Annotated in this window: 11 protein-coding genes and 1 tRNA gene; 2 read left to right on the forward strand and 10 right to left on the reverse strand. The window is 36.2% G+C overall.

The genetic code is table 11. The features are described 5' to 3' along the window. Positions 1-106: 106 nt before the first annotated feature. Positions 107-1,384: a UDP-N-acetylmuramoyl-tripeptide--D-alanyl-D-alanine ligase gene (locus tag RNZ46_RS03985; protein WP_316984084.1), complete on the forward strand. Its 1,278-nt coding sequence runs from the start codon at positions 107-109 to the stop codon at positions 1,382-1,384. Between the two features lie 141 nt (positions 1,385-1,525). Here RNZ46_RS03985 and RNZ46_RS03990 read toward each other — a convergent pair whose 3' ends face one another. The 9 genes from RNZ46_RS03990 to RNZ46_RS04030 form a co-directional block, all read right to left on the reverse strand. Further along, positions 1,526-2,296: a LuxR C-terminal-related transcriptional regulator gene (locus RNZ46_RS03990; protein ID WP_316984085.1), complete on the reverse strand. Its 771-nt coding sequence runs from the start codon at positions 2,294-2,296 to the stop codon at positions 1,526-1,528. 116 nt (positions 2,297-2,412) lie between these two features. Beyond that, positions 2,413-2,487 (reverse strand) — tRNA-Val (locus RNZ46_RS03995). Between the two features lie 62 nt (positions 2,488-2,549). Next, entirely contained in the window at positions 2,550-3,767 is a 1,218-nt protein-coding gene (locus RNZ46_RS04000; RefSeq protein ID WP_316984086.1) for a bifunctional folylpolyglutamate synthase/dihydrofolate synthase, read from the reverse strand. 165 nt (positions 3,768-3,932) lie between these two features. Beyond that, positions 3,933-4,784, reverse strand: coding sequence for an energy transducer TonB (locus RNZ46_RS04005; protein WP_316984087.1), 852 nt, complete (start codon positions 4,782-4,784; stop codon positions 3,933-3,935). A 6-nt stretch (positions 4,785-4,790) separates the two neighbouring features. Further along, the gene (locus RNZ46_RS04010; protein WP_099564576.1) at positions 4,791-5,183 is read right to left on the reverse strand and encodes an ExbD/TolR family protein; all 393 of its coding nucleotides are present in this window, start codon (positions 5,181-5,183) and stop codon (positions 4,791-4,793) included. A gap of 1 nt (position 5,184) precedes the next feature. Beyond that, complete coding sequence (locus RNZ46_RS04015; protein ID WP_311934893.1) at positions 5,185-5,886, reverse strand: MotA/TolQ/ExbB proton channel family protein; 702 nt, start codon at positions 5,884-5,886, stop codon at positions 5,185-5,187. Positions 5,887-5,937: 51 nt separating this feature from the next. Beyond that, complete coding sequence (gene nhaD / locus RNZ46_RS04020) at positions 5,938-7,332, reverse strand: sodium:proton antiporter NhaD (RefSeq protein ID WP_316984088.1); 1,395 nt, start codon at positions 7,330-7,332, stop codon at positions 5,938-5,940. 10 nt (positions 7,333-7,342) lie between these two features. Further along, positions 7,343-8,569: a Glu/Leu/Phe/Val dehydrogenase dimerization domain-containing protein gene (locus RNZ46_RS04025; protein ID WP_316984089.1), complete on the reverse strand. Its 1,227-nt coding sequence runs from the start codon at positions 8,567-8,569 to the stop codon at positions 7,343-7,345. Positions 8,570-8,733: 164 nt separating this feature from the next. Beyond that, positions 8,734-9,798 carry an anhydro-N-acetylmuramic acid kinase gene (locus RNZ46_RS04030; RefSeq protein WP_316984090.1) on the reverse strand — a complete coding sequence of 355 codons (1,065 nt, stop codon included), beginning with the start codon at positions 9,796-9,798 and terminating at the stop codon, positions 8,734-8,736. A gap of 176 nt (positions 9,799-9,974) precedes the next feature. Here RNZ46_RS04030 and RNZ46_RS04035 point away from each other — a divergent pair, with 176 nt between their 5' ends. Then, the gene (locus RNZ46_RS04035; protein WP_316984091.1) at positions 9,975-11,117 is read left to right on the forward strand and encodes an acyl-CoA dehydrogenase; all 1,143 of its coding nucleotides are present in this window, start codon (positions 9,975-9,977) and stop codon (positions 11,115-11,117) included. Positions 11,118-11,157: 40 nt separating this feature from the next. On the opposite strand, the gene RNZ46_RS04040 is transcribed toward RNZ46_RS04035, so the two are convergent. After that, positions 11,158-13,593, reverse strand: coding sequence for a helix-turn-helix domain-containing protein (locus RNZ46_RS04040; RefSeq protein ID WP_316984092.1), 2,436 nt, complete (start codon positions 13,591-13,593; stop codon positions 11,158-11,160). Between the last annotated feature and the right edge of the window lie 102 nt (positions 13,594-13,695).

Genomic DNA, 13,695 nt, shown 5'->3' on the forward strand with positions numbered 1-13,695 from the left:
TTTTTTTATACTTTTATTTTGGAAAAGAACGCTCGACATGAGTTGAGTTTCTATTCAAATTCTTATTCCTTCGAGAGCGGAATCTAAACCATAAAAACACTTTATATTGAAAATAGAACACCTTCATAGTCTTTTTTTAGAATGCAATTCGGTGTGCACCGACACGAGAAAAATTAAAAAAGATGATATGTTTTTCGCTCTAAAAGGCGATAATTTTAATGGCAACACTTACGCGGAGCAAGCGCTCAACAAAGGAGCGAAATACGTTATTATTGATGAGAAGCAATATAAAACCTCAACCCAGGCCATTGTAGTCAACAATGTGCTTGAAACGCTTCAAGAGTTAGCCACTTTTCATAGGAGACACTTAAACATTCCTATTATAGCCTTAACGGGTAGCAATGGAAAAACAACCACTAAAGAACTAATAAACGCAGTGCTATCTCAACAATACAACACTACGGCAACCGTGGGCAATTTAAACAACCATATTGGTGTACCGCTCACATTACTTTCCATGGATTTGAATACCGAAATGGGTATTGTAGAAATGGGTGCCAACCATTTAAAGGAAATTGAATTTTTATGCCAAATTGCAAAACCAGACTTCGGTTACATTACTAATTTTGGCAAAGCACATCTAGAAGGTTTTGGTAGTGTTGAAGGCGTTATTACAGGGAAAAGCGAAATGTACGATTATTTAATAGCCCATCACAAAACTATTTTTGTAAATGGAAATGATGCTATTCAACTTAAAAAAACCAATGACGCCAAACGCTTCGTTTTTGGCAACGATGCGCTTGCAGATATTACTATTGATTTTATTGAAGCACAACCTTTTGTAGCCTGCAAATACAATAACGCGAACATAAATAGTAAGCTTATAGGCGATTACAACTTTGGCAATATTGCGGCTGCCATAGCCATAGGAAGTTATTTTAAAGTTGCCGATGATGCTATTAAAAATGCTGTAGAAAATTATATACCAACAAACAATCGATCACAAATTATTAAAAAAGGGACGAGCAACATTATTTTAGACGCTTACAATGCAAACCCAACAAGTATGCAAGCCGCTTTACTTAATTTTGAAAAGCAGACAGGGCGTAAAATCGCTATTCTGGGGGATATGTTCGAGCTTGGAAACGATACCGAAAAGGAGCATCAAAACATTACAGATTTAGCAGTCTCAATAAATATGAATCCTGTGATTTTGGTAGGTGAAAATTTTTATCAGTCTGAAAGCGATTCAAATAAAATATTTCGATTTAAAACGTTTGAAAATTTTAAAAGTGAATTTGATTTCGCTCAATTAAAAAATGCCACATTATTGATTAAAGGTTCGCGTGGTATGGCTTTAGAAAGGGTATTGGATTTAATTTAGCGTCTTTTACAAAAAAAAGGTGTCTGATTATAAACTTATTACCAGACACCAATAATTCTCCCTAAGAACTAAATTAATAGCAATGCAAAGATGTTTGAATCTCAAGTAATACACAATACTCAATTTGAGTAAATGTCGTATTTATATGAAATTTTCATTCATTTTAAGCATTCCTATAAGCTCTCCCGTTGATGATATGTTGAGTTTTTTAAGAATATTCCTTCGATGTGTATCTACGGTGTTCGGGCTAATACTTAGCTTATCGCCTATCTGTTTGCTCGAGTAATTTAAAACCAGCAACCTAACAATATCTCGTTCTCTATTACTTATTCCTTCAGACAACAGTTTTTGAGAACAGTTATTAAAATAAATAGTCTCGTATTCATTTTTCTCATTCAACAATTTAGCTGTTGCACATACCTGTAATTTAATTTCTGGTGATAACACTGTATAATGAGCTAACCCAATTATAGGTTTAAAATCACTATCAAAACCTAATGGTGTCGTGTTTTGTACAATATTAACATAATCGTTATTAGAATTCTTCAGTCGGTAATTCCACGTATAGCTCATTCTTTTTCTGTCCTCAACCTTCGTGTTTTTTAAGGTAAAATCCATCAGTTCGTTTAGTGCCTGCAACCATTCCTCCAAATCATTAGGGTGCATTCTGCTCCATAAATATCGCATCCCTTTGCTTTCTAATACTTTTTTATCCAACCCAAGACAAGCGGGCATGTTTTTACTAATATACTCGAAGGTTAAATTTTGCGTGTTTGTAATGCAGAAAAATGTTGAGCTATATGGTAGGAAAGTATCTAGCTCAATAATTTTTTCAATATGCTTTTCAAGGGAAGGGTTATCGTAAGATTTGAATATTTCTTTATATACATGCTTAATACTCGAACCATTCATAATGAGATGTTTAACTAAAAATATAAAAAAAAATTGTAACCTTAAAATAAGACGATAACTATTTTAGGGTACAAAAAAAACCTAATAAACAATTTATTAGGTTTTTTTTATAATTGTGGGCGCGAAGGGATTCGAACCCCTGACCCCTTGGGTGTAAACCAAGTGCTCTGAACCAACTGAGCTACGCGCCCTCTAAATGGGACTGCAAATATAATCTAGTTTTTAATATTGCAAAAACTTTTTCAATAAAATTTTAAATTATTTCTGCAACCACAAAAGTGCTGCCTCCAACAAAGATAAAATCAGTTAAACTGGCTTGTTCAAAAGCTGTTTTATAGGCTTCATTTACAGAATTATAAGCCTCTCCCTTTAAGTTGTGTTTGTTAAACTCTGCTTTTAGTTTATGGGCATCCATCCCTCTGGGAATATTTGGTTTACAAAAATAATAAACGGCATTTTTGGAAAGCAAGTCTACAATAGTACTTAAGTCTTTATCATTAACAACCCCAAAAACAATATGAAGCACATCGTATTTTTCATTTAATAGTTGCTGCATCACATGCTGCAATCCTTCTCTATTATGCCCGGTATCGCAAACCACTTTAGGTTTATCGTTTAAAGTTTGCCATCGCCCCAACAAGCCCGTGTTTTTTACAACCTGCAACAAACCTTGTTTTATGTTTTTTTCTGAAATTTTATAGCCTTTATTTTGAAGTACTTTTATGGTTTGGATGGCAGTTTTAATATTTTTGGATTGATACCTTCCTAATAAATCTGATTTCAATGTATTGGTAATTTCTTTATCGGCAAAAATGATATTGGAGTTGTTAGCTTCAGCCAATGCTTGAAAAACGGCTTTGGTTTCTTTTTGAGTTTCGCCAATAACCACTGGAATTTGGGGTTTTATAACACCGCCTTTTTCAAAAGCAATCGCTTCGAGTGTGTTTCCTAAAAACTGGGTATGATCCATCCCAATGTTTGTTATTACAGAAACTTCTGGAGTAATAATATTTGTGGAATCCAACCTCCCACCTAAACCGACTTCAATAACGGCAATATCAACTTTAGCTTTTGAAAAATACTCGAATGCCATACCAACTGTCATTTCAAAAAAAGACAATTGATTGGCTTCAAAAAAAGCTTTATTTCGCTTTATAAACCCAACAACAAACTGTTTACTAATTTCGTTTCCGTTGATTTTAATACGCTCTCTAAAATCTTTTAAATGCGGCGATGTATAAAGCCCCACTTTATAACCGGCCTCTTGGAGAATGGATGCCAACATATGGCTTGTTGAACCTTTTCCGTTAGTGCCAGCAACATGAATGGATTTGAAATTTTTGTGCGGATTATTTAATTGATAAGCGAGTAAAACCGTATTGCTTAAATCTGTTTTATAAGCTGATTTACCCTGTTTTTGATACATTGGCAGCTGAACGAACATCCAATTGAGTGTATCTTGATATGTCATTATACCAAATGAATTTTAAAATTGCACATAAATAAATTGAATTAGTTTTTGATTAATCTAGACAAATAATTTAAGAATAGCTTTAGTTATTGTTATTTTTTACAATGAAGAGTACGCTAATAAGAAACGATTTAGAAAAGTGATATTGAAGTTTATTCCGGATCGTTATTGACTTAATTTAAAGTTTACACTAACAAAACCGATTTGTTTGGCGGGTGCTTTTGAATCTGCCGGCCATTTATGGGATAAGGCAATTTTTTTTGCGGGTTCTAACAAACACTGTGCAGTATTGGTTGTACCTCTTTGACCCGGCTCCGCTTTTATAACGTTACCACTTCTATCCACTTCAATCCTAACCACAACTCTACCCGACTCGTTGCAATCTTGTTTAATGGTTTTATAAGATGCTCTACCTCGACCATTTAAACCGTAGCCAACGCCACCCGTTCCTGAGCCAGACCCCGGACCAAAATAACTTGGTGCATAAGGGTCCCCATCCAATTGCCCCTTATCGCCGGCTTTATTATCGTTACCTTCACTACCCGTTTCTGTGCCTTCAGATTTACTCACACCACCAATTAAGGCATCCAACTTTTTCTTTTTTTCTTCTTGCTCGCGCTTTTCTTTGGCAATTCTATCGGCTTCTGCTTTTGCCTTTGCATCGGCAATGGCTTTGGCTTTAGCCTCAGCTTCCTTCTGTTTTTTTATGGCGATGGCTTCCGAATTATCTTCGGTTAAAACCTCTTCTTTAGTTTCAGCAGATGTTGTTGGTTCTGATTTTGTAACCTCGGGTTGCGGTGGTTTTTCAATGTTCTTTGGCTCCGATTTTATAGGTTTTTTAGGCTGCACATTGCCTTTACCAAAATTTGAAGTTCCAAAATTTACAGCTACTCCGTACTCTTCTGGCGGATCCATATACGTTGTACCAACCACAAACAATAGCACGAGAAGAATGATAGCAATCAACGCTGTGATTCTAGCAGAATTCTTTTCATGTATGGTTTCAAAATATTTCATTTCTAATTAATTAGGCTTTACAGCTAATATGACTTTGAACTTATTTCTATTGGCGATGTCCATTACTTTTACAACATTTTCAACGGGTACCGATTTTTCAGCTCTTAAAACTATAGTTGGTTTTTCTTGTGATGATAATGCAGCTAACAATTCATTCTCTAAAACACTAACACCCACGCGTTTTTGATCGATATAATAGGTTAAATCTTTTTTAATACTTACGGCAACCGATCTTTTGTTTTCGGTCTTTCCGCTTGCTTTTGGCAAAATAATATCAATTGCATTCGTGGTAACCAAAGTTGAAGCAATCATAAAAAAGATAAGCAACAGAAATACAATATCTGTCATGGACGACATATTGAATTCTGGCGTAACCTTATTTCTTCCTCTAAAATTCATACTATGTAGGTTCGTTTAAGTGATCTAGAAACTCCAAGGAGTTTGCCTCCATTTGATACACCACCTTATCTGTTCTTACCACTAAATGATTATAGGCAATGTAGCCAATAATTCCCACAATTAAACCGGCAACAGTGGTAGTCATGGCGGTGTATAATCCGCTAGCCAAAACGTCCATTTCAATGGTGCCGCCAGCGTTTGCGAGTTCAAATATAGCCAGTATCATTCCAACAACCGTACCAAGAAATCCTATCATGGGCGCTGCTCCGGAAATGGTAGCGAGTACGCTCACGTTTTTTTCTAAGCCGTAAATCTCTAAACGGCCGGCGTTTTCAATGGCTGTATTAATGTCTGCAAGTGGTTTGCCTATTCTCGATATTCCTTTGCCTATTAGCCTTGATACCGGTGAATTTACTTGAGCACAAAGCATTTGTGCCGAATCAATTTTACCGTTACTCACGTGGTCCTTAATTTGATTCATAAAATTAGCATCGATTTTTGAGGCCGCTTTTATGGCAAATAATCGTTCAAAATAAATGTATGAAGCGACTATAAGTAATAGAAACAAAATGGCAATTATAACTTGTCCGGCTACGCCACCACTACTTATTAATTCGATAATTGAAAGTGTTTTTTCAACGGATTCCTCATCGGTAAGCAATTCTGCCCCTTCTTGCATGTTTAGTAATAAAATATTTAGCATATAATTAAATTTATTGCAACTGTATAACGTATCTTTTTTTGTTAAAGTATATTAAAATAGAGTTCTGGTAAACATAAATGCCGCAGCACCTACTAAGAAACCAACTGCGGCTAACCACGCTATCTTTTTTAGGTACCAGAAAAAGTCTATTTTTTCCATACCCATAGCCACAACACCAGCCGCAGAACCAATAATTAGCATACTTCCACCTGTTCCTGCCGAATAGGCAATAAAGTGCCATAATTCGTTGTCGATAGGCTCGGAAAACATCCCTAAACTGGCAGCTACCAAGGGCACATTATCGATTACCGCAGAACCTACGCCCAACAACAATACAACGATATCCGAAACGCCTTCGTGATGCAACTCGGTGCCCAACATAGGCATATTTTCCTGCAAACTGGATGCAAATCCGAATAGGATTCCTAATGACTCTAAAGCTGCAACAGCCATCAAAATTCCTAAAAAGAATAAAATACTCGGCATTTCAATTTTTGAAAGCGAATGATGCACCGGACTGTGATGCCCTTGGTGATCTGAATCTTCATGCGTATCAAAGGATAATGCAAATTTTCTGTTACTGTAAATTTCTGCAAAGGTCGCCACTACACCTAACGCAAGCATCATTCCCACATAAGGAGGCAAATGTGTTAAGGTTTTAAATATTGGCACCGATACAATACCGCCCAGACCTAAATAAAGCATAATGGAACTGTATTTAGAGGCGGGCTTATCAATGTTTTCTTCAAGTTTTTCAATGTTTCCTTTAAAAGCTGGTAAAAATGAAGCGATAAAAAACGGCACCAGCATACATAATAACGAAGGGATAAATAAGTACACAAACAAATGTCCTGTGGTTACTTTTTTACCAATCCAAAGCATGGTTGTGGTTACATCACCAATTGGCGACCAAGCGCCACCGGCATTAGCAGCAATAATAATTAAACCAGCATACCAAATACGAACATTTCTATCTAAAATGATTTTTTGAAGAATGGAAACAAGAACAATTGTTGCGGTTAAATTATCGATTATGGCAGAAAGAAAAAAGGCTAAGAACCCAAAAATCCACAGTATCTTTTTCTTGCTACTGGTTTTTATATATCCTTTAATGGTTGAAAAACCATCAAAATAATCAATAATTTCCACGATGGTCATCGCACCCAAAAGAAACACAAGAATTTCGGCTGTTTTACCTAGGTGATGCAACAGCGTTTCCTCCATTAAATGTGTTTTTTCCTCTAAGGCCAATCCTCCAAAATTATCTAACAAACTGTGGTTTGCCGAATCGAACCATTGCGAAAAGCCTTCAATCCCAAGAGCTATTAAAGCCCAACAAATAGCCATCATGACCAGCGCTGGAATTAATTTATCTATTTTTAAATTGTGCTCGAGGGTAATGGCCAAGTAACCGATTACAAATATTAAAATAATTGCTAATTCCATAAATTTGATTTTAAATGAGTTGGCTTAAGGCAATTTCAAATGCTGTTGCGCTTATTCCGGTTTTAAATTGGTTTTTATGATGTACTTTTTCTATAGCTTCTTTTATTCTATTTGAGGTATCGTTAAATATAGCTTCATCGGTCATTTGCACACGGCGTTCCATAAAATAGGCAAAAACACGCGCCATTCCACAGTTTGAAATAAAATCTGGAATAAGGCTTACCCGAGAATCGGTATGCTCCATAATGGGGCCAAAAAAGATTTCCTTATCGGCAAAAGGCACATTGGCACCACATGATATAACTTCTAATCCACTATCTATCATCTTATCAATTTGACCAATGGTAATTAATCGTGACGCAGCGCATGGCGCAAATATCTCAGTTTTAATAGACCATATTTTTTTGTTGGCTTCTTCAAAAGGAATAACATTTTTAGATACCAATGTGTTTCCGGTTTTAGCCAGGAACAAGTTAGTAATTTCTTCGAAAGTAAACCCGTTTTCGTTAATTAATCCGCCCGAAATATCAATAATACCAACTATTTTAGCGCCCATTTGAGATAAATAAAATGCCGCGGCTGCACCAACATTTCCAAATCCTTGTATTACGGCACGCTTTCCCTTTACATTTCCGCCGTAAATATTATAATATTGTTTAACCGCCTCGGCAACACCAAAGCCAGTAATCATATCGGCTACGGTGTATTTTCTTGACACACTCGGGGAATAAATCGGGTTTTCGATAACCTTTATAACGCCTTGTCTGAGTTGGCCAATCCTGTTAATTTTATCGGCTTCGGTAGGTTTAAAATGTCCGTTAAAAACACCTTCTTGTGGGTGCCAAACACCACTTTCTTCTGTAATAGGAATAACCTCGTGAATTTCGTCAACATTCAAATCGCCACCTGTACCGTAATAGCTTTTAAGTAATGGCGATACGGCCGCGTACCAACGCTCCAACACTCCTTTTTTACGCGGGTCGTTAGGATCGAAATTAATACCCGATTTAGCACCACCAATGGATGGACCGGATACGGTGAATTTAATTTCCATGGTTTTTGCCAAAGAGACCACCTCGTTCATATCCAAACCTTTTCGCATTCTGGTTCCGCCACCTGCTGCGCCTCCACGCAGGGAGTTTATAACCGTCCAACCTTCGGCATCGGTTTCAGGATCTTTCCAATTAAAAACTATTTCGGGTTCTTTGTTTTCGTATTTTTTTAATAATGCTTTCATTTCTTAATAATAATCGATTCATTTTAGCTTAATTTTCTCCATCTCGTTTCATTATTAAGCGTAGCTAAAGTTGATTCATTATTCTGAAAGTATTTTAATTAGTAATAAATAGTTCAACAAATATAAAAAACTAAAGGTCGTGAAATATTAAATTTCAATAAATTTTAAGGCAGGTATATCTTACCCGAACTATGGTCTTTTTTTGCTCCTGTTACGCTTTGCAAACAATTTATTTCACCTCTTAATTTCAACACGCCCAAAAACGCAAAAATCAAGGCTTCTTTAAATTCTACAATGGTTTTTGAAGGAATTACAATCTTGTTTTTTGAATGACATTTTATCCGTTCGATAAAAAACCTGTTGTAAGCGCCGCCTCCCGTAATTAGCACCGTTTTTTGGTTGTCGTTACCAATAATATGGGCAATTTGAATGGCGGCGTGTTCGACAAATGTTCTTAAAATATCTTTTATTTCTAAATTAAAGGCATCGATTAAAGGAAAAATATGCGTGTTCACCCATTCCAATCCCAAGGATTTTGGCGGCGTTTCTTTGTAAAAATCCAAAGTATTTAATTGTTCTAATAATGTATTATTTATCGTACCGATTGACGCTATCTTGCCTTCGTCATCATAGTCAAACCCAAGTTGTTTCACGTAATGGTTTAATACAATGTTTGTGGGGCAAATATCGAAAGCAATCCGCTCGTTTTCAGCCTTATAAGACACATTGGCAAAACCACCCAAATTGATACAGTAATCGTATTCTGAAAACAATAATTTATCGCCAATAGGCACCAAAGGCGCACCTTGACCACCAAACTTCACATCTTGAACCCTAAAATCGCAAACCACTGTACTATTCAATAAATTGGCAATATCAGCTAAATTTCCTATTTGATAAGTGAGCTTTTTTTCTGGTTGATGTAAAGCCGTGTGACCGTGAGAACATACCGCATCCAAATGTTTAATATTATGTTTTGCAATGAAATTATTGATAACATGCGACAAATAAACCGTATAATCCTCATCGATTTGCAATAACTTTTCGGAGGAATACGACACTAAATTTTTAAGAATTTGGTGCCATTCATATGTGTACGCCATGGTTTCGGCGTGCTTAATTTCAAAATGCCATGTATTTTTATAATCAAATGTTACATAAACCACATCGATACCGTCTAAGGATGTTCCGGACATCACGCCAATAACGTTAAATTTCGATTTTATCATAGTTAGTAAAAGTAAACATCTTCTACCAAATAACCTTGGCGTATTTAAGTCTAGACTGTGGCATAAATTTATGAAAGAATGAGCACGCGAAAACTAAACTTTAATTTTTAAGTATTCACAATTAAAGGCTATATTTGTAAACATTTTTTACAAAAACCATATTTTAATTACGAATTATGAATTTCAATCTATCAGAAGAACATAAAATGATCCGCGATGCTGCCCGCGAATTTGCGCAAACCGAACTACTCCCAGGTGTTATTGAACGCGATAACAAACAAGAATTTCCTGCAGAATTAGTTAAAAAAATGGCAGACTTAGGATTTATGGGTGTTATGGTTGACCCCAAATACGGAGGCAGCGGAATGGATGCGATTTCGTATGCGTTGATTATGGAAGAATTATCGAAAATTGATGCTTCAGCGTCGGTGATTGTTTCGGTAAATAATTCGTTGGTTTGCTACGGGCTTGAAGCTTACGGTACCGAAGCTCAAAAAGAAAAATATTTAACCAAGCTTGCCACGGGCGAAAACATTGGCGCTTTTTGTTTGAGCGAACCCGAAGCCGGTAGCGATGCCACATCGCAAAAAACCACGGCTGTCGATAAAGGCGATCATTACCTTATTAATGGTACTAAAAACTGGATTACCAGTGGTGGTCGTGCCGATGTATATCTTGTTATTGCACAAACCGATCGACATAAAGGTTCACACGGTATTAATGCGTTTATAGTTGAAAAAGGTACGGAAGGTTTTCATGTGGGCCCTAAAGAAGATAAGTTGGGCATCCGCGGAAGCGACACACACACCCTTCAATTTAACGATGTAAAAGTGCCTAAAGAAAATCGCATTGGCGATGATGGTTTTGGCTTTCGATTTGCCATGAAAACACTCTCTGGGGGACGCATAGGTATTGCCGCCCAAGCACTCGGTATAGCACAAGGTGCTTACGAATTGGCATTAAAATACTCTAAAGAACGAAAAGCTTTTGGTACCGAAATTTGCAACCACCAAGCCATTGCTTTTAAACTTGCCGATATGCATACCGAAATTGCTGCAGCACGCCATTTGGTAATGAAAGCAGCCTGGGATAAAGACCAAGGTAATAATTACGATATGTCTAGCGCCATGGCAAAACTTTATGCCTCAAAAGTGGCGATGGAACACACTACCGAAGCCGTTCAAATTCACGGTGGTAACGGTTTTGTAAAAGAATATCACGTGGAACGATTAATGCGTGATGCGAAAATTACACAGATTTACGAAGGCACTTCAGAGATTCAAAAGATTGTGATTTCTAGGAGTATTATAAGAGATTAATTATTTTGTCCTGAAAGGTTTAAAAAAACCTTTCAGGGTATTAGTTCTTCAATTCATCCAAAACCAAACGTAATTCGCCATAGGAGTATTTATCGTTCAATTGGTGTTTTAAATCCGAAAGGTTTTCGAAGGTGTGCTTTGGAATAAGGTTTTTTAATTCTTTATAGTGTTCTTCTGAGATTAAATCGGTAATTTTTATTTCGCCCGTAGGGATAAAATGAGCCAAATGCCCTGTTATTGTATTGGGGTTCAACTCCCTTTCATCAGCAATTTCATCGATTGATTTTCCTGTTTTAAACAACTTTAAAGATTCCTTTTTTGTGTCACCTCGTTTTTTCTTGGGTTTTTCTGCTTCAAAAATAGTAGCCTCTTTAGAGATTTCAATATCGTTTTCTTCGCAATAGGCATGAATCACCCTTAAGATATCGGCACCATATTTTTCCACCCTAACTTTTCCCATGCCATTAACTTGCAACAATTCTTTTTTATTGGTGGGTAGCGTTTCGCAAATTTCGTAGAGTGCTTTTTGGGTAAAAATCTGATAATGGATTAAGTCATTTTGTTCGGCAATTTCGTTTCTTAGGATACGCAACAATTCAAACAATTCCAAATTCGTAGTGCCATCTATTACCGATTTTCGAGGTTTTTTAGGTTTGTCTTTTGCCAAAAACACGGCTTTCGCTCTTAATTCTAAAAATTTATGCGCCGAAAAACCTTGACTCAAACCATTAAAATACAGTAGTTTAGATTTTATTAATTCTTCAATCGTATCTAAAAATTTATTAATATCCTTTTCAACGGCTTTATTATCCGTTGTAAACGCCAATGTTTTAATAGGCTCGTTAATGCTTGTTTTTGTTTGCTCGTTAAAATATTGAACCGCTTTTGTAAATCGCTCTTGCAAGTTTTTGTTTGTTTCTGGTACTTCTGAAGATTGCGACAGGGATTTAAGTTGCGCATTAAAACCATTGCTCACTTTTAATAAATTGGTAACGCTTGCTTTAATGGTATTTAATGGCGTTTCAATCTGCCCTTGAATAACGGTTCTGTTCTTATAATAAATATCTAAAATTCGATTGATAGGATATAAAAACTGATAATATTCAAAGATTTGGGATATTAAATTTAATTGAAATTCAGCTTTCGATTGATTCAGCACGCTTATATCCGGTTGGTTTTCTTCAGCATGTTTAACAAACGACAACACGTTGGTATCGCTAATAATTTGGCTGGAATCTATTTTGTTTTTCAACACCAATCCGCCCAATGATTTGCATCGGCTTAACGCCACATAAGTTTGCCCGTGCGCAAAAGCACCTTGGGCATCAATAATGGCTTTTTCAAAGGTTAAACCCTGACTTTTATGAATGGTTATTGCCCAAGCCAACCGCAACGGCATTTGGGTGTACGACCCTATTTTATTCTCCGTAATGGCCTTGGTTTCGGCATCAACGGTATAATTTATGTTTTCCCAAATTTCGGGGGTGGTTACAATATTAAAATCGTCGTCGGGACAGTTTACAACAACCTCATCTTTATCCAACAAAATGACTTTACCTATTTTACCGTTGAAATATCTTTTTTCGTTGGAGCTATCATTTTTAATAAACATCACTTGAGCGCCAACTTTCAGTTCTAATTTTTCGTCATTAGGATAAGCATATTCAGGAAACTTCCCTTCAATTTCAGCTTTATAAGTGTACGCTTTTGATTTTAGTTTATCTAGTTCGGAGCGATTGGTTTGTTCCGCCTTATTGTTGTGCGTTGTTAAGGTGATGAAGCCCTCGTTTTTATCGGGCACAAAATTAGGTCGATAACATTTGTTCAATTCATCTGCCGAAGCTTGGGTTAAACAATTGTTTCTAATTTCGTTTAGAATATCAATAAACTTAGGGTTGTCTTGTCGGTAAATATGTTTTAATTCTACTGTAATGGCGTTGCATTGTTGATAGGCATGACTGCTGAAAAAGAAGCCGTTTTTGTAGTGCGCCTTTAACAATTGCCATTCGTTGTCTTTAATAACCGGCGATAATTGTTGCAAATCGCCAATCATTAATAATTGTACGCCACCGAATACTTTGTTTTTGTTTTTAAAACGCCTGAGTGTTTTATCGATGCCATCTAATAAGTCGGCGCGAACCATACTAATTTCATCAATAACCAAAAGGTCTAAAGACTTGATTATATTGATTTTTGTTTTGCTGAACTTACGATTGAAACCCGAAGAAGTACCCAAATCAGCATCGGGTAAAATAGGACCAAAAGGCATCTGAAAAAACGAATGAATAGTAACCCCTTTAGCATTAATTGCCGCTACGCCCGTTGGCGCCACCACAACCATACGCTTTAACGATTTCATTTTTAATTTGTGTAAAAACGTGGTTTTTCCCGTACCTGCTTTTCCTGTTAAAAACACATTTCTGTCTGTATTATTTACAAAATCCCAGGCTAAATCTAATTCGTTATTTACATTCATTTTAAAAATCTGGTTAACGTCATAACTACGCTACTCTTAAGTCATCTATAGCTATAAAAGCAATATGATTTCTTCAATTTATAGTCTGGCTAAAATATAGTT

Origin of the sequence: Hwangdonia lutea (assembly GCF_032814565.1) — a bacterium.
Lineage (GTDB): Bacteria > Bacteroidota > Bacteroidia > Flavobacteriales > Flavobacteriaceae > Hwangdonia > Hwangdonia lutea.